This is a genomic window from Nostoc sp. DSM 114167 (genome assembly GCF_052692655.1).
The window spans coordinates 872,090-888,441 of record NZ_CP195116.1 but is presented as its reverse complement, the minus strand read 5'-3'; the positions used below and the strand labels follow the sequence as shown (position 1 = coordinate 888,441).

Genomic DNA, 16,352 nt, shown 5'->3' with positions numbered 1-16,352 from the left:
GCTGACTGACTATAAACATCGTTTTTTAGAATAAAATTTTCTGGATACAAGTAAATCGAAAAATCTAAAAAAGTAAAAAATATTCATAATTAACTCAATAAATTTGACTTATAGTACAAATCAGAATAATAGTAACTACATACATCTGAATACTTCTAGTTATCCTATTTAATGTGAGTTTGACAAATATCTTCTTACATAAATTTAGGTCGATCGGACATCACTACAAGGCAACAAATTGCTGTACTTAAATCAAATCTAATTGCATTAAATTTCCTTCAGAGAAACCGAGACTGGAATAAACTGGTTTACCCGATGGGGAGGCATTAAGAAGCACTCGCGTGCAACCGATCGCTTTTAAATATTCAATTGCTCTATTAGTTAAGGATTTGGCAATTCCTTGTCTGCGGTAAGGTTGTTCGACATAAACGCCCCAAATATATCCAAACTTGCGATATTCATCTTTGAAAACATTCGGGTATAAACCTGCAAAAAGTTGACAACTAATAGAACCTACAACTGTATTATCAATCTCTGCAATAAAAGCTTTATAAAATAAATCTCGACGCGCCTCTTCTATAAATTGGAGAGTAATATTCTCCCATTCCAGAAGTATATTACTTTCATCAACACCAATATCCAGCCACATTTGGTAAAAGTGTTTTGCAATCAGTAAGTCTTCTTTGGAGATGGCTTCTCTAATAATGATATGTTTTTCTGTCAGCATAATTCCCAACAAATTTTTAGAACTCACAAATAATATCGTGTCCGGTTAAAGACTGATCGTTAAGATGGCAGTTCTTGCTGGGGGAAAGAGGGTTTCCTGGTTTTTGCATAGATGCGGGAATTATAACTAATTAGGCGGACATGATATAACGCCAATTTGGAAAAAGAATGCGACAGATACATACGGACATATCTTTGTTATGTCTGGCTTTCTTAATTTTTGAATTTTGAATACTTCGGCTACGCGGTAGTTGAATCTCGACTTACTTCTCCTGTCGGAGAGGCTGCGCCAACGACTACGCTCAGTACAAGTCGCTCGATTACCGCGCAGCCGAAACTCAGTATAAGTTTTGAATTTTGAATTGATATAACTCCTCCCCAAAGTTGGAGAGGAGTTTGTCAGCATCAGCTAAAAACTAGCAGTTTCACAGATTCCGATCTCAGACTTTCTGTGCAGTTACTTCCTCTGGCTTTTCTTGAGTTTGCAAAGATGCATACAACCTATTCAACGCATTTACATAAGCTTGCGCGGATGCCACGATGATATCTGTGTTGGCTGCATGACCAGAAAACACTTTAGACTCATAACGTAAACGAATCGTCACTTCACCAATGGCATCAATACCGGCTGTTACTGACTGCACAGAAAACTCAATCAACTGGTTGGGTACATTCACCACCCGGTTGATGGCTTTGTAAACTGCATCCACTGGCCCAGTACCGATCGCAGCATCGGTTAATTCTTCACCTTCTGGGGTACGCAGAGTAACTGTAGCAGTAGGACGGGCGTTGCTACCGCAGGAAACTTGCACCAACTCTACCCGGAACAAATCGGGCGCTTGTTGGATTTCATCGTTAACGATCGCTTCCAAATCCCAATCGGATATTTCTTTCTTTTTATCTGCTACTTCTTTGAATCTGACGAATGCTTTATTTAATTCAGTATCCGACAGTTCAAAGCCCAATTCTTTCAACCGAGTCCGAAAAGCATTTCTACCTGAATGTTTGCCCAAAACGATTTGATTGTCTGTTAAGCCAATCAATTGGGCATCCATAATTTCATAGGTGAGTTTGTTTTTTAGAACACCATCTTGGTGAATTCCAGACTCATGGGCAAAGGCATTCGCCCCGACAATCGCTTTATTTGGTTGTACCAACATTCCCGTCAAATTAGAAACTAAGCGTGAGGTTTTATAAATTTGTCGGGTGTCGATATTTGTCAGGGGTTCTTGAGAATTTTCTGGTCTGCCGAGATAAGGGTTAAAATATTGCCGCCGCACGTGCAACGCCATTACCAATTCTTCGAGTGATGCATTACCGGCGCGTTCGCCAATGCCATTGATCGTACATTCTAGTTGCCGTGCGCCATTTTTGACGGCTTCTAAGAAGTTAGCAACTGCCAAGCCTAAATCATTATGACCGTGAACGGAAATAATCGCTTGGTCGATGTTCGGGACATTTTCGATAATGCCTTTAATTATGGCCCCAAATTCGCTAGGGGTTGTGTAACCTACAGTATCGGGAATGTTAACTGTTGTTGCACCAGCTGCGATCGTTCGCTCTAACACTTGATACAGAAATTCTGGATCGGAACGAGCCGCATCCATCGGCGAAAATTCCACATCTGTCATGAAAGATTTGGCATAAGCTACCATTTCTTCAGCGATCGCTAACACTTCTGCCCGTGACTTTCGCAATTGATACTCTAAATGAATATCAGAAGTCGAAATGAATGTGTGAATTCTGGCATTAACTGCTGGTTTTAATGCTTCCGCAGCCGCTTCAATATCTGCTTTAATCGCTCTTGCCAAACTACAAATTACCGGGCCATTTTCTGTCCCGACAATTTGAGCAATTTTCTTGACTGCTTCAAAATCTCCGGGACTCGCAAAGGCAAAGCCTGCTTCGATTACATCTACACCTAGACGCGCTAATTGCTTCGCAATAACTAGCTTTTCGTCTATATTCAAAGTGGCTCCCGGACACTGCTCTCCATCTCGCAATGTTGTATCAAAAATGATGATTCGATCTGTTTTGTTTGTCATTTGCCGTTTATTGTTTAGTGTTTAGTGTTTACTTGTGGCTTAATATATCTTCAACTCTAGTTTTTCTTTTACTCTGATTTTTGTAAATAATTGTTAAAGTTACTAACCTTCAGTTTTCTCTATTTGATCTCTGATATCATTTAAATCTATATATCTATCAGTAGCATTGCGTAGCTCTCTAGCAATCATTCCTTCTGTTGATACTACTGTAATATGTGTATTTTTTGAGCGTAATAGTTCGATTGCTCTTTCAAAATCTCCATCACCACTGAATAATACTACTCGGTCATACTGGTCTACTGTATTAAACATATCTACAACAATTTCAATATCTAAATTCGCTTTTTGCGAGTAACGACCTGACGTATCATCATAATATTCTTTGAGAATTTTAGTTCGTACTGTATATCCTAGACTAATTAGAGCGTCTCTGAAACCTCGCTGGTCTTGTGGATCTTTTAAGCCAGTGTACCAGAAGGCATTAATTAATGTTGTTTCTGATTGCTCATGTTTGAAGTATTCTAAGACTCGTCGCGGGTCAAAAAACCAGCCATTTTTTTGTTGAGCATAGAACATATTGTTTCCATCTACAAAAATAGATAGACGATTCATTGGAGAACCCATACAAATTTACACCTAATAATATATATGAATTTAGATGGAACAATAGATTATAGCAATTTTCAAATGCCTTGTTTGCTAATATCTATAACGTAGTTTTTTATCTATAGCTTTTATCCTACCTCTTTCAAGACATAAAAACGCTTGCAATATTGGAGTTGAGATCCTGAGTGTTAACCTGATTCACTCAGCACAGCAAGAGCCACCCGGCGATCAAAATCTACCCATAAAATTGACCCAGTAACAGCATTCATCGCTGCATAACACTAAAGTTTACTCCTAAAGAGGTATAACATAGGCTTAAGGTAAGATATAAATTAAACCCTATATTTTGCTAAAGCTGTCAGTATTAGGACACGCTTTCTGGAGATTACCAACATTGCGCCAGAGACAGAAGACAGCCTTGGACGTTTATGGTATGACACCCAGTTAGAAACGTACTTGTTGGTTAGGTTAGGGTAAAATCTTGCCAGAACCAAATGCGCTGGTAGAGTATATCCGGCTCCGATCTATGAGACAATCACTACTTGTAACTCATTCAACAGAAAAAGAATAAATTAAGTAGTGGTTGAATAAGAATTTTTTGGGGGCTGGCTCTGCCAATAAAATTTTGTTGATGAATAGAAGATACTTTACAAATGTATAAGATTATCATTTAAGTCTTATTTCAATGTGCTTACACTAAAACGCGGTCTGAATAAATAAAAGTGTTGGACTAAAATCAATCAGTAACACGATATGGCAGAAGAACCTACATCTACCTTAACTAAAAACTATGTCTCTACTGCCAATAGACTGTCAAGTAAACCAACAAAAGTGACTTCAACAGCATCTGCTCGCCACTCTCGCTGGATGGTTCGCTTAGGTCATCTACTGGCAGGTACTTGGGCAATTGGGGGCGCACTATTGAGCGCTTCTGGTGGGGAATCGGTTCAATTGATGGAAAATCAGGTGCTTTCTGGCTTTTTTCAAATGCGTGGGTCGATCGCGCCTCCAGAAGACATCGTAATTTTAGCAATAGACGACCAGTCAATATCGGTTCCCGAACAGTACTATAAAACAGATCCAAAACAGTATGCTTATTTAGAAACACTAAAATCTTATCCTTATAAACGGGCTGCATACTCCCAGGTAATTACAAAATTAATCAAAGCAGGTGCCCGCGCTGTAGCAGTAGATGTAGTTTTTGATACGGCAAGCAGCTATGGAGTTGCAGACGATCGCCAATTTCAGGCAGTACTGCAAAAATATGGCAATAAAGTTACCTTAGCAGCCGTTTACGAAAACTCCCAGACGCACCAAGGGTCTTTTACGCAACTAACAGACCCACAACAAATGTTTCGTACAAAGTCAGTATCCATTGGTTCAGTTAATTTTCCTTTAGAAGTAGATGGAAAAGTTCATCGATTAGCAAGTGAGTATCCCAAATTATTAGGTGAAGATAATTTATTTACCAAAAAGCGACTCTCTTTTGATGAAGCCGCGCTGAAGGCAGCACAAGTAAATTATCCCCGGCCAAAAGGCGATCGCATTTATTTTTGGGGGCCTGCGGGTACATTTGAACAAAAACCTTTTTGGCACGTACTCGACCCGCAAAACTGGAACAGCTATTTGCAGCAAGGAAAGGTGTTCAAAGACAAGATCGTGCTGATTGGTGCAACAGATCGGTTACACAATGATTATTATCCAGTTGCTGGTAGTAATAGCACTGAACCGATGTCGGGCGTGGAAATTCACGCCAATGCGATCGCAACTTTGATGACAGGAAAAGCGATCGCCCCAGGAATTAAGAGTCCACCATTGCAAGGTTTGTTTGTGCTAATGCTAGTTGGCAGTGCAGCCTTGATGATTAGCAGACGCAAGCGTAGCATCCATAGATTTTTCTATAGCCTCGCCCTATCTGGCGCTTGGGGAGGAATTAGCTATGGGTTATTTGTCTATGGTCAGTTAACTCACATCTTGCATCAACCGTAGTCACCCGTACAGTTCAAATAACCTAGTGCAAAACTATACAACAAGTAAATATCATCAATCAGGGAGATTAAGTGCTAAATATAACTTAAATAGTGCAATTAATACAGAGAGAAATAGATGCTGGAATGCAGAGACTTTTTGACCTGAGATAGAGAGATGATTGCATCTGAATCTCGAAATATGAGAGAAAAGGCGTGAAATATCGAAATGTTTTAAAGCAAGAAAAATGCTTGCCCACGCCCAAGAATTAGTTTACAACCTCAAAAAGTTGATGCCGACGCAGTACCAAAAAGATAACCTAGAAGCTATGCTGGGGTTATTCTTAGAGGCACAAGGACACCCATTACCTGAACATAGTCAGGCAAAATCCCCCAGCGCAATCAGCCGATTTTTAAATATCAATCCTTGGTCAACAAGGGAAATGATTCGCATAGTTCGCCACCAAGTATTACAAACAGTGGTCAAGTCATTATCGTCATCTGGCAGAGGGCGCAGACCATTTTTACAAGTAATCATTGACCTGACGACTTTAGAAAAACGTGGCAAATTTAAAGATTTTAGTGAGTTAATCAAAGTCTATAACGGTAAGCGTGGTCTCCATTTGGTAGTAGTTTATTTGGTAATCGGAAAATGGCGTATTCCCTGGAATTTCCGTGTTTGGAGAGGTAAGGGTACTCCATCACCAGCTAAACTTGGACTATCTCTAGTGAAACGTTTACCTCAATCTTTAACTCAACACTTTGAAACAATTATTTTAGCGGATACAGCTTTTGGTAGTGTCGAATTCTTGCAGGGTATACGTCAGCTTAAATATCATGCTGTTACAGGTGTAGCGATTAGCCGTAAATTGACCGATGGTAGAGTTTTACGACATTTGCACAAACAGGGTCAACAGGTTCGTTTAGTAGGTTTAAAGTTTCCTGTTACAGTATCTTGGTATTACTTAAAGCGGGATAATGGCAAGTTAGAAAAGCGTTTTGTTCTGTCTACCCGCCCAATTAAAGCTTCTACTCTACGGTGGTGGGGTAAGCGTCGTTGGCAGATTGAAGGTTGGTTTAAAACTGCCAAACATCGCTTTGGTTTACATCGTTTTGGTCAAGGTACTCTTAAGGGTATGTATCGCTGGCTGATTCTTTCTCTGACTGCTTATCTCATCGCTCATTGGAGTTATCTGCATACTCAGCCAGCTTCTTCACCTGATTGGGGACAAGCTGCACAAACTGCTTTAGAATCTATTTTTCCTCAAATAGTTGTGTATTTTCTTTTACTTAATATTAAACGGCTAACTCCTCTTACACGTAGTTGTGGTTTTGACATTCATATTTCTCGGTGCAAGATGTGAGTTAATTTTTCCCACTAGCGTACCAGCGATCGCGATCGCCATGACTGGAATTTCCTATTTGGCAACCTCAGTCATCAGAGAAAGCATCAGAAAACGCCAATTAGTAGACATTTTTCAGAAGTATAAAACTTCACCCGTTGTCCAAGAAATTATCAGCCAACAAGATGATTTCCAACACCTAATCCAGCAACGAGATTTAGCCTTATCAGGGAAAGTCTTAGCTAGACGCTACAAAATTGTCAAAGTTCTCGGTTCCGGTGGATTTAGTGAAACCTACATTGCCGAAGATACCCAACGTCCTGGTAATCCGCGATGTGTTGTCAAACAATTAAAACCAGCCAATACCAAACCAGAAGGATTGCAACTTGCCAGACGTTTATTTCACTCAGAAGCACAAACACTAGAAAAATTGGGAAGGCACGCTCAAATTCCTCAACTTTTGGCGTATTTTGAAGAAGATGAAGAATTTTATTTAGTCCAAGAACAGATAATTGGTCATCCTTTAAATCAAGAACTTCCAGCAGGTAGAGCAATTGATGAAATTGCCGCGATCAAAATTCTCAGGGACTTATTGCAAACATTAACATTTGTCCATGAAAACCACGTGATTCATCGGGATATTAAACCCAGCAATATCATCCGGCGACACTCAGACGGAAAACTGGTGTTGATTGACTTTGGAGCCGTTAAGGAAGTCGGCATCAAACAGCTCGATCGTCAAGAGTCCACACCTTTCACCATTGGTATTGGTACTCAGGGTTACGCACCAAGCGAACAATGTTTTGGGCGTCCACAGTACAGTAGTGATATCTATGCAGTTGGCATGGTTGGGATTAAAGCCTTGACTGGTGTAGCACCCCGCGAACTAAATAGAGACGCAAATGGGGAAATCAAATGGAGCGATGCCTACGGCGGTAAACTACGCACTCAGGTCAGCCACTCCCTAGCTAAGATTCTCAGTAAAATGGTGCTAAATGACTTCAAAGAGCGATATCAGTCTGCATCAGAAGCTCTTAACGATCTTGAAGCTCTTAAAGTTCTTGACGATTTGGTAAATTCCCAACAGAGAGACTATATCCCAGAAGATGACTTATTAATGAATACTTTAGACGATTTAGGCATTCCCACAAAATCTTACTCAGAAGGACAAGAAACTTCTAATTGAAGAAGAATCCAGCTATTCTGAATTCAGGAGTCAGAACAAGAAAGTGGGCGATTCAGACCCGCCACTAATTGTAGCTAAGAATATTCGTAGGTTGGGTTGAGGCTATGCCAAACCCAACAAACCCAGGAAAATGTTGGGTTGAGGAACGAAACCCAACCTACACATTGATTTAACTGGGTTTCTACTCAGCACAGGCTAAACATTAGCTATCCGCTAACAGCACTTTGCTATAACGACAAAAATTCTTCTCCTGTCGTGGGATGAATGCCTATTGTTTCATCCAAATCTTCCTTGGTAATGCCCTTGCGAATTGCCACACCTAAACTTTGAATGATATCTGCTGCATGTTCGCCCACCATGTGAGCGCCCAAAACTTGCCCAGAATCACTATTTAGCACTAACTTTATAGTGGTTGGCTCATCCTGTTCGATCATCTGATACAACAGTGGTTGGAATTCGGTGCAGTAGCATTCTACAGATTCACCAAATTTTTCCCGTGCTTTCGCCTCCGTCATCCCCACACTAGCCGCTTCTGGACGGCAAAAAACAGCAGTGGGCACATAATCATAATTTAGTTTTTGCGCCTTGTTCCCAAAAACTGTATCGGCAAAGACAATACCTTCTGCCTTAGCCACTGGAGTCAATTGCACGCGGCTGGTGCAGTCACCCACAGCAAAAATGTTTTCTTGGCTGGTGCGGCTGTATTCATCTACTTTGATTGCACCATGTTCGCCAAGTTCAACATGGGCATTTTCCAAACCAAGATTCTTGGTATTTGGAGCGTAACCTGTGGCAACTAAGATGGTATCTGCTGTAATTATTTCTTGGCTCTCACCAGTAATAGTTAACAACAAACCCTCTTCTGAGTATTTGATTTCTTGAACACTGCTATTGGTGAAAAACTTAATTCCGCGTTTAATCAACCCCTGTTGTACAGCAGAGCAAATGCGATCGTCAAACCCCGATAAAATCATCTCGTCTTTTTCAATCACCGTCACCTCACAACCGAAAGCGTGCATCATACTGCAAAATTCCACACCAATGTAGCCGCCGCCAATAATGGCTAAACGTTTTGGCAGATAGGGTAACTGGAACATCTCGCGGGATGTGATGGCGTATTCTATACCTGGGATTTTGGGCTTAAGGGGTTGTCCTCCCACAGCAATTAAAATTTTGTCGGCTGTAACTTTGCGTCCATCAATATCGATCGTATGGGTATCGATGAAAGTAGCATGTTGAGAAATTAATTCAATTCCAGCTTTTTGCAATTGCTGAAAATAGGATTGGTTAACGCTGTCAATATGCTGATGTACTGACTTAATAAATAATGTCCAGTCAAAGTATGTTTGACAGTCACTCCACCCATAACTTTGTGCGATTTGATTTTTGAGGGCGAAGTCAGCAGCGTAGACAATCAGCTTTTTGGGAACGCAGCCGCGATTTACACAGGTGCCACCAATAGCTTCTTGTTCAGCAATGGCGACACGTACACCATAACTAGCTGCTTTTTTAGCTGCTGCCAATCCCCCAGGCCCAGCACCAATGACAAACAAATCGTAATCAAATGTCATAAAAATCTGTTCCTTTTTCACTTTTTGGAATGCAGAGCTATTTCATACCTTATAGTTATTCACACAAAACTTCATCTACTGTCTTTGGGTGGACAATTTGGAATGAAAGCAGGCTAATATTTAGCAGATTGCCGCATTAATAGTATTAGCTCGAAAAGAATAGCGATCGCCCAATAATTACTAAGTTATATTACACTTTATTGACAAATAAAGCATCTTGTTGTGTAAAAAATTAGAAGTGCGATCGCTGGTGACAAAGTGTAACCCATTGGCTAATTTGGGCAGCAGCCATGCTAAAAAACAACTGGAAATGCGATATTTGCAGATAATTATGGACAATCAAGTAAAGTTTGCATCTCCTGTGCATCCCTTGTCATACCCAAGTCCTTAAAACTATTAATAGCCTGAATGGATAGTTGGCAGGCTTTTTGGACACTTCCCCACTTTTTCTCCCAGCGCGCAAGAGAACGTTGATAACGAGCTAGACGGCGTTTATTATTGCTGCTTTCGGCGACAGTTAAGCCTTTAATTAATAGCTTTTGAGCTTCATCGCGATCGCCTTGTTCGATGGCAATATCAGCAAGCCAATTTTGAGCAGAATTAATCACCCGATGCCAATTAATTTTTTCTGCACTTTTCATCACATCTTGAAATAGCTTTTTGGTTAAAAGATATTCCCCTTCTGAATAAAAGATTTCAGCCCGATGATAAAGCACGGGAATAAAATAGCGGATATGCTGTCGCTCGTCTAGATTCGCCTCAATCGCTAATTTTTCTTCTACCATTAGCCAGTGGCGCGCATCTATATAATTATTCTGTCTGATTCGCAGTCTAGCCATACTTTCGGCTAAGTCAGCTTGAACGTATGAATCTGCATGGTCGCGTAAAACCCATGCTCGCTGCAATATTTCGTCTGCTTGTGTGAGACTTTGGGGCGAACACTCCCGAATTAGCAGCCAGGTTTTGCGGATCATGAATTTCACCAAAGATGACCATTCACCACGTCGTTCTGATTGTTCTATCAGCCATTGCAACCAATCGAGGCGATCGTCCCAATAAGCATAGAGATTGGCGTAGTGGTTCAAGAGCAACCACAAATCCCTAACTTCTGCATAGTGGTCTTGGTTTTTACACCAATAAAGTACTGCCCGTAGATTTCCTTCCTCTTCCTTTAACCTGTCGTAATGTATCCAGTTCTCCCAATCTTCTCCGCCGTAACTGTAAGCAAAATTTAGATACCATCTCACCCAACGCATCCGTGCTTCCCTCTCAAAATCTGGGTAAGCGGCTAATTGTGCTAAGGCATACTCACGAGTCAGAGAGAGCATCTCGTATCGCTTAGTTTCTGGGTTAAAATTCACTAACGAAAGTTGCTGCAACCGTACCAAGCCATTACTGACAGAATCAGGAGCAGATGTCAGTCCAGCAACTTCAGCCACAGCAGCTTGGATGGGAGCGTCAGGAAAAATCGCCAGTGACATGAGTAACTTGTGTGGTGGTTGTCCCTTTGTACCTTGCACCGATTGCTCAAAGCAGAAACGAGCCACATCGCCTGTAGCGGAGGCTAACTGCTCCAATACAAAGTTCAAAGGGTAGCCACTAGAAACTTGACCGAGTGCGTAGACAATAGCGAGAGGGATTCCTCCAGTGCGATCGTAGAGCAAGCTAGAGTCTTCATCTTGGATATTTATACCTTTCTCTTCAGCTTGTTGCTGAATCAACAGTAAACCATCATTCAGAGGCAAGTTTCGCAGACTGATTGGCAGCAGGGCAATTCGTTCGCGGGTAGTAATCACTACTTTGACGCAAATGGGTAAATTGTATAGAAATTCTATAACCTCATCCCTGTCCTCTATAGTCTCCATATTGTCCACAATCAGAAGCGTTCGCTGTTTAGAAAGACATTGGCGTACGCGATCGAATTGGTCATTGGGAGGAGATTGAATAATTGTAGAGTCGTTTAAGGCATTAGCAATCACCCGAAAAATCTCGCGCAGGTTACGCTGTCCTTGCTGTCGCTGCAAAATCATATCGGGAATCAGTTCTTGTTGTTTGGCCGAAGTGAAAATAATCGCATCAAATTTAGGTGCATCAGAATTGTTTTCGTTACTAGCTTTTAAGCACAGGTAAGCAGCTGCTAACACCAGCGCTGTTTTTCCTACGCCACCAATGCCATGTACTGTAATCATATGAGCGCCATGCATCGGCAAAAGCCTTTCCAGTAGCTTTTTCATATCTGCTTCGCGCCCAATAAATTCTGTGTAGGTTGGTGATGGCAGATTGTGAGGAATAGAGGCGCTTTCGGTACTAGATGCAACAACACCTCTGCGATATCCATGTCTCTCTAGAATGTAAATCAGGTTGCTCGATCTGACGCTGTTATCAGGTTCTCCTGTCAAAGTTTCAATATCTCGATAGATATAGCTCAATCCCACTCTCACACTAGCGTTTTCCCTGCATAAGTCCTTACTTATCTTTGTCAAGCTATACCCACATAGCAACCCAAGTAACAGGTCTTTCTTAGTGTTTTGCCTGTATCGCTGTTGAATTTTAGACTCTAAATCAGTCAGCAAACGATCTATATCCCAGTCCTGTAAAACCTTTTGATACCAAGCTTTAGACAGATTCCCCCGCTCTGACTGATCTGACATAAATATCATCCTAAGTAGGTCGGCGTAAATAATTATTGTTGGGCTAAGGCAGGGAGCAGGGGGCAGGGAGCAGGGGGAGAAAGAGTTTAAGCCTTATTTACTTTTCTTGACACAGTTTGATTTTATTTCACCGACTTACTTATTAGTTTTGTTGTTAAATGTTGGTTAGCAACATTTTAACTAACAAAACTTTCAGTATGTTGTATTAGTAATTTTTAACTAACAAATTTTTAACATTGTTAATTACACTATTTAGGGTCAATTTAGTAGGCTAATTACTAAGTTCATAATTGTTGGTAACAGGCTGCGTGCAAATGCAAAATCTATCCTGATAACCAATCAAAAACTCTGGCTGAATTATCGTTTTCACTTCTGACAACAAAGGAGTACTGAATGAATAAACTAATTCAAACTGTAAGTATCTTGGTTGGTCTAAAACAAGCTCGACTTTATTTTCCTGAAGAAAAACAAGTCTGTGTCTTTAATAAACTTCCGACACTTTACCGTGAGTTTACACCAAAGTCTGTCCAAGAATCAATCAATGAATTGCAAGAGCGATTAAAAACTCAAGGTTTAATTGCAGAGATTACTGGTAAATTTGACTTAGAGACAGACGAGGCAGTAAAAGAATTTCAAAAAAGAAATAATCTTTTAGCAGATGGAGTGGTTGGCCCACTGACATGGGCTTGCCTTTTGTACCCAAAACTTTCTCGAAGTCAAAAAATTAAGTCCCCGGAATTAAGGAATGCGGTCAAGGAACTGCAAATTATCCTTTATGATGAAGGCTTTTTGAAAAAAGAACCTACTAGCTATTTTGACAGTGCGACAGAAAGAGCAGTGAAACGCTTCCAAAGAATTTATGGATTGAAGAATGATGGCATTGTTGGGGCAGCGACTTGGGCAGTACTGCTGGGAATGCGACAAAAAATTGATAAAAGCTTTCCGAGGTTAATTTATTTTTTGTCGCCGCAATCATGGTTTTTATGGGAGCAATTTTTGATGATTTGTTGCATCCTATTGGGTATTTATTGTAGTCCGATACCAGGTCAGACTCCTAAATTCACTACTGCTTTAGCAACTGCTTATGGACTCACCTGTGTAGTGCCTTTTTTGTTAGAAAGTCTACCGCTAAAGCCTTCAATTAAGCCGAGCTTATCTCTCTTGCAATATGCTCCTTATGTATTAACTGGTATCTTTTGGAAACCAATTATCAATTTTTTGGGGCAATTGTTTAATTAGTCATTTGGGAGTGGAATAATTGATGAGCAATCAAACTTTTGCGTTATGTCTTTAAAAAGTGCGATCGCTTCCGTCCAAGCGTAGGCGATCGCACTTTTAAGCCAAAGCATATAAATATATGAAATGCGGGAGCCGTTAGAGTGATTTATTTATTAGATACCAATTTAATCTTAGTTACCCACAATAAGAGTGAATTTAATCGCGTGAATGGGTTACAAATTGAGGATTGGGAGGAAGAAGGTTGATAATTGAGTTAGTAGCTACGAATTACTATTAATCTGCTTACACTACTTCTAATGTCAAAATCCCTTTTGGTTTATTTACAACCAACTGCATAATATCTAACCTTTTCGCTTTCTGCATCTATAGCGATAAACCAGTTGTAATGGTTGTCGATGAGTTGGGGACGAAGAGACTCAAAAATAGTACGACACCGCGCACCCAGTTCCTGACGTTGTGCTTGACGGAGATTTGTTTCTTCAGGCGTGACGTTAGATTTTGTCCATCCCCAACTTCGGCTTGTTTTTGATAATTGAGTCATATTGAATAAAAGTAGATTAGAAGCAGTATTTTAATTATTGCGTGCTATTGTTGATTGTCTATAAAATATTGGAATCGCTTCGGCTAATCTACCACTTCTTCTAAGAGAGTGTTTATAAAATAAATCTTAAGCAGTTGAGCAACGATGATTACAGACACCCTACTCTTACCCATCGCTGAAATAGAAAAACGATCATCAAAAATTAAATCGCTTTCTTCTTTGCGTGAGGTAAAAATCAAAAACAAAGGCGGGTGCGGGGATTGAACCCGCTAATCCCCACAATGGTGGAGACGTAACCGATAACCCTAAATTCCTCGGCCCCGAAAGGCAAGTTGCGAACAAGGATAACCCGCCATGAAGTATGAAGGATAAAGTTTTTCATTCTTTATCCTTCAGCAATATTTACAATTCACCCGTAGCTAGCATCTGAACGATCCGAGGTGTACCTGGGTCAAACCCTGCCAAATCCCAAGACAGCGGATCTTCAGGATCTACTAAAGTAATTCGGTAAGGTGTCAAGGTGACATACACCGCCTTGACGTTGGGATTCACCTTTTTGCGGTACTCCTTCAGCGCTTGACTTGGATGCTTATACCCAGCCCAGCTTTCTGAGTCAGTCCAAAAGCAGACTACATCAGCTTTAAACTTATTCTTAATCATCCAATCGTAAGCTACCGATGCATCCGTTCCACCGAAGTTTTGATTGCTAGCTTTGCGAACCGCAGAACTAAAACTATCTTTGGCAGTGATATCTAATTCGCGGAATTCCGTAGCAAAGCCGCGAATCACATAGTTTTTCTCTGCTTTTGCTGTCACTAGTGCCATTGTTGTGGCAATTTCACAGCAAGTTAGTCCCATATCTGCAACCATGCTACCCATAGAACCAGAAACGTCTACGGCGTGCATGAAAACTTTACCTGTGGGTTGCACAACATCAAAAGACAGTTCAACCGCCTTTTCTAATATGTCTACAATCCGAGGAACTGGATTCCAAGTTTTCTTACTGCGTCCTAATGTTCCACCAGATTGATATGTTTTGAGTGCTTTCAAAACATCAATCGGATGGATGCGACCTTTACGCAGATGTTCTCTGCGATTAAGAACTGCTTCCACTTGCAGTAAGTTGGCGCTTTCATCGGCTCGTAACACACCCAGTTCAGTCAAAGAACCCAAGTTACGCAGCATTGCACCTATTGGCATTTCCTGAAATAGCAGCTGCCAAGCAAGCTTATCCATTTTGCCCACAGGTGCAGCCATTTCGTGGGTTAAACGTCCTTGAGAAATAGCTTCATGGGTTTGAGTTGGATTGCGTTTGAGCCACTCATACCACCAAATCTGCGCCAACGCTTCTGAGGGGATATCTGCTGGCAATTCTTCCCAGCCTCTAACTACCCACTCAAATAGTTGGCGGTGATTTTCTGTAGGCGGTTTGACATGGAACAACCGCAACGCATCCCGGTGCGAGAAGCCTTGACGCTGTTGATATTTCAACAGTTGATAAGCTAAACCCTTGACATCTTCCCTTGAGAGCCAAGTTTTACCAGCTTCCCGCACTACTTTGCCAAATCCCCGCAGAGATTTGGTGTAGTTCAGCCATTCGTAGAAGTGGCTGCCAGTGCGGACAACTTGTGGAAATATTTCACCAAATGCCTGTTTTGCTTCTGGTGCTTCACCCATTGATAGCAACACTAAAGCTAAGATAGGCGCACTGTTATTGATGGCGCGTCCATCGCTAGCATACAAAATTTCTTCCGCTACACGGCCGGGATTTTCGGCAACAGCAAGTCTTACAACTGTCACAAAATCTTCAGTTAATTCCTGTTTACCAGCGTAGTAAGTGCTTTTTGCTGTGCCAACCAATAAACAACGGCGCAGCATTTTCCAAATACCAGCATCAAACATCCAGCCGCCGGAACGTCCCTGAACCATTTCTGCTTCTCGTCCGGGGATAGGTTGATTTTGGGGTGTAGTTGCCTTCTTTTTAGTGAAAAAATTGTAATTCATCGTTTCATCTCCCGGCCCTTGCGGGCAAAAATGAAAGGTGGCGGAGCAGGAATCGAACCCGCGACCTCTCGAACCCTAATCGATAACCCTAATTCGTCGGCCTTTGCAGGCAAGGGGTGAACAAGGATGTTTAGCGCTCTACCTCTGAGCTACCCGCCACATAAAAATTTTGGATTTTGGATTTTAGATTTTGGATTGAATTTAAAATCTAAAATTAATTGGTGTAGTGGAGCGGGATTTGAACCCGCGACCTCCCGCTTGGCAGGCGATAACCCTCAATTCGTCGGCCTTTTCAGGCAAGGGGTGAATAAGGATATTTAGGCGCTCTATCCACTGAGCTACCCACCACATATAAATTCAAAACTCAGCATTAAATTTGCTGTAACGAAGTAGGATTTTTACCTACACCTCCAGAAGTTTGATCGGGGGTGTTTTAGTTATATGCGATAACCCTCGATACGTCGGCCCTTTCG

8 protein-coding genes, 2 tRNA genes and 3 pseudogenes are annotated in these 16,352 nt (G+C 41.2%); 4 read left to right on the top strand and 9 right to left on the bottom strand.

The genetic code is table 11. The annotated features are described in order from the left end of the window. Positions 1-247 precede the first annotated feature (247 nt). The 3 genes from NSTC731_RS03630 to NSTC731_RS03620 form a co-directional block, all read right to left on the bottom strand. Positions 248-754 (bottom strand): GNAT family N-acetyltransferase, encoded by a 507-nt coding sequence (locus NSTC731_RS03630; protein WP_445629668.1) that lies wholly within the window; start codon positions 752-754, stop codon positions 248-250. A 412-nt stretch (positions 755-1,166) separates the two neighbouring features. Next, positions 1,167-2,771, bottom strand: coding sequence for a 2-isopropylmalate synthase (locus NSTC731_RS03625; RefSeq protein WP_445629667.1), 1,605 nt, complete (start codon positions 2,769-2,771; stop codon positions 1,167-1,169). 102 nt (positions 2,772-2,873) lie between these two features. Then, on the bottom strand, positions 2,874-3,395 hold the full coding sequence (locus tag NSTC731_RS03620; RefSeq protein ID WP_041565194.1) for a LabA-like NYN domain-containing protein: 522 nt from the start codon (positions 3,393-3,395) through the stop codon (positions 2,874-2,876). Positions 3,396-4,130: 735 nt separating this feature from the next. Between NSTC731_RS03620 and NSTC731_RS03615 the strand changes: the two are divergent. The 3 pseudogenes from NSTC731_RS03615 to NSTC731_RS03605 all read left to right on the top strand — a co-directional run. Continuing rightward, positions 4,131-5,342: pseudogene (locus NSTC731_RS03615) on the top strand (CHASE2 domain-containing protein); the annotation flags it as partial. A gap of 250 nt (positions 5,343-5,592) precedes the next feature. Beyond that, positions 5,593-6,663: pseudogene (locus tag NSTC731_RS03610) on the top strand (transposase); the annotation flags it as partial. Between the two features lie 43 nt (positions 6,664-6,706). Further along, a pseudogene (locus NSTC731_RS03605) lies at positions 6,707-7,873 on the top strand (protein kinase domain-containing protein); the annotation flags it as partial. A 227-nt stretch (positions 7,874-8,100) separates the two neighbouring features. On the opposite strand, the gene gorA reads toward NSTC731_RS03605, so the two are convergent. Together gorA and NSTC731_RS03595 are read right to left on the bottom strand one after the other, a co-directional pair. Next, the gene (gene gorA / locus NSTC731_RS03600) at positions 8,101-9,444 is read right to left on the bottom strand and encodes a glutathione-disulfide reductase (RefSeq protein WP_445629666.1); all 1,344 of its coding nucleotides are present in this window, start codon (positions 9,442-9,444) and stop codon (positions 8,101-8,103) included. A gap of 329 nt (positions 9,445-9,773) precedes the next feature. Next, positions 9,774-12,095 (bottom strand): NB-ARC domain-containing protein, encoded by a 2,322-nt coding sequence (locus NSTC731_RS03595; protein WP_445629665.1) that lies wholly within the window; start codon positions 12,093-12,095, stop codon positions 9,774-9,776. Positions 12,096-12,488: 393 nt separating this feature from the next. On the opposite strand from NSTC731_RS03595, the gene NSTC731_RS03590 reads away from it, so the two are divergent. Continuing rightward, entirely contained in the window at positions 12,489-13,334 is an 846-nt protein-coding gene (locus NSTC731_RS03590; protein ID WP_445629664.1) for a peptidoglycan-binding domain-containing protein, read from the top strand. A gap of 316 nt (positions 13,335-13,650) precedes the next feature. Here the strand turns inward: NSTC731_RS03590 and NSTC731_RS03585 are convergent, their stop codons facing one another. From NSTC731_RS03585 to NSTC731_RS03570, 4 genes are all read right to left on the bottom strand, one after another. Next, a complete protein-coding gene (locus NSTC731_RS03585; protein WP_445629663.1) occupies positions 13,651-13,875 on the bottom strand; it encodes a hypothetical protein in 225 nt (74 codons plus the stop codon). A 402-nt stretch (positions 13,876-14,277) separates the two neighbouring features. Then, positions 14,278-15,879, bottom strand: coding sequence for a TROVE domain-containing protein (locus NSTC731_RS03580; protein WP_445629662.1), 1,602 nt, complete (start codon positions 15,877-15,879; stop codon positions 14,278-14,280). Between the two features lie 37 nt (positions 15,880-15,916). Next, positions 15,917-16,038, bottom strand: a tRNA-OTHER gene (locus NSTC731_RS03575). 60 nt (positions 16,039-16,098) lie between these two features. Beyond that, positions 16,099-16,228 (bottom strand) — tRNA-OTHER (locus tag NSTC731_RS03570). Positions 16,229-16,352: the final 124 nt, after the last annotated feature.

What these genes read in the sequence shown, in the direction of transcription:
- NSTC731_RS03625 (WP_445629667.1), bottom strand. Translation starts at nt 2,771, where the DNA reads ATGACAAACAAAACAGATCGAATCATCATTTTTGATACAACATTGCGA.
- NSTC731_RS03620 (WP_041565194.1), bottom strand. Translation starts at nt 3,395, where the DNA reads ATGGGTTCTCCAATGAATCGTCTATCTATTTTTGTAGATGGAAACAAT.
- gorA (WP_445629666.1), bottom strand. Translation starts at nt 9,444, where the DNA reads ATGACATTTGATTACGATTTGTTTGTCATTGGTGCTGGGCCTGGGGGA.
- NSTC731_RS03595 (WP_445629665.1), bottom strand. Translation starts at nt 12,095, where the DNA reads ATGTCAGATCAGTCAGAGCGGGGGAATCTGTCTAAAGCTTGGTATCAA.
- NSTC731_RS03590 (WP_445629664.1), top strand. Translation starts at nt 12,489, where the DNA reads ATGAATAAACTAATTCAAACTGTAAGTATCTTGGTTGGTCTAAAACAA.
- NSTC731_RS03585 (WP_445629663.1), bottom strand. Translation starts at nt 13,875, where the DNA reads ATGACTCAATTATCAAAAACAAGCCGAAGTTGGGGATGGACAAAATCT.
- NSTC731_RS03580 (WP_445629662.1), bottom strand. Translation starts at nt 15,879, where the DNA reads ATGAATTACAATTTTTTCACTAAAAAGAAGGCAACTACACCCCAAAAT.